General features: G+C 36.2%; 2 protein-coding genes. Both read right to left on the reverse strand.

Going from position 1 to position 1,372, the window contains the following annotated elements:
• Window positions 1-198 precede the first annotated feature (198 nt).
• The gene (locus BKL51_RS11695) at window positions 199-633 is read right to left on the reverse strand and encodes a hypothetical protein (protein WP_077466819.1); all 435 of its coding nucleotides are present in this window, start codon (window positions 631-633) and stop codon (window positions 199-201) included.
• Window positions 623-1,372, reverse strand: a 750-nt coding sequence (locus BKL51_RS11700) for a hypothetical protein (protein ID WP_198930136.1), incomplete at its 5' end; no start/stop codon positions are given. The genes BKL51_RS11700 and BKL51_RS11695, both read right to left, overlap by 11 nt.

The raw sequence follows: 1,372 nt of genomic DNA on the forward strand, positions 1-1,372 counted from the left end.
CACTCATCTTCGCTTTCAGCTCATCACTCAAACCATTAAAGTATGACGTTAATCTTAACCCCGAGAAATTCTCATACGCTGCCTCATCGCCTGTATTCATCTGTTGAATATGCGGCAAATAACACACCGGATTGTTTCCACATTCATCACGCATTTCTTGGCGGTTACGTTCGCTTCATTCTATTTAGATAAAATCCCTTAATAGATCCTATCCATTAAGTCATAAGAAACATTTCCTGTTTCTAAAAACTCTAAAAAAACTTTCTTAATAAATTCAAAATCTGTTGTTATTGCATCAGGTGGATATAATTCCCCATCAGATAGAAATTCTACTAACTTCCATTCTCCGTTAAAGTTAGCTTTTCCTCTAATAATCATTTCTCCATTAGGTCCTACATATTCAAGTAAAGTAAATAAATACTTTTCTCCATCATATTGAACGGATAATTCAGAAGGACCAAGCTCAGGTTCTGGTATTATTTCCAATCTAGCCCCCCCTACTTTTGTTTTTATTTTGTTCAACATATCGAGCATCTTTTCTTTATCCTTATCAATCATTAATTGTCTATTTGATAAAACAATCCAATCATTTTTCCCTTGAAAGCCACAAGTAAAAAATAATCTATTTTCCATTTTTCTGTTCCTTTATTACTTTTTGACCGACTGACCATGTATATACTTTAGGTAATTTAGTTTCCTTATCTATTGCATGAATCGTTACAGATTTCAATCCTGCTTTCTCTGCCGCTAAGGTAATATCTTGACGGCAGTAGGTACAAACATCCTTACCTTGAACTTGAATGACCATGTCTTTGCCCTTTGTACCACCTCTCCCATAAGCTTGTTGGATTGCACCAACTTCTGCATGAGAATTTTCCATATTTGAGTTCGGATAAGGTTTTCCATTTGGTAATGGTGGTTTTTGTGCAATATTTTCAGCAATTAATGTTGGTTTGTTTGGATCTGCAAATTTATCTGATCTAGCTCGCTGATTTGTATCCACATAAATTTTTCCATTAATATCGACTTTGGCAATGACATCAATATTCTCAAACTTAACTCCTTGAGCTTTCAACATTTCATTTGAAAGTTGTTGCTTTAATGGGATCGCTGTCGCATTATTTTCCGCTCCACTCGGATAATCTCTATCCCCCACTTTTCCTCGTTGATAATTATCCATACCTGCCTTAGGATAATTTTTATCTTTGCCTGAAAAAGAAAGTTTCGGCAGCTTATCTTTTAACGCAAGCCCTCCAAGACCTATCGCTTCCGCCGCACCTAAAACCAACGTTCCGTAATGTAAACTTTGTGGTAATTCAGCTCTCGTTTTCGCGTTCTCCTGCTCCACAAAATCACTCATCTTCGCTTTCAG

The sequence above is a fragment of the Rodentibacter sp. Ppn85 genome (assembly GCF_001999335.1).
In the GTDB taxonomy this organism is placed as follows: Bacteria; Pseudomonadota; Gammaproteobacteria; order Enterobacterales; family Pasteurellaceae; genus Rodentibacter.

What these genes read in the sequence shown, in the direction of transcription:
- BKL51_RS11695 (WP_077466819.1), bottom strand. Translation starts at nt 633, where the DNA reads ATGGAAAATAGATTATTTTTTACTTGTGGCTTTCAAGGGAAAAATGAT.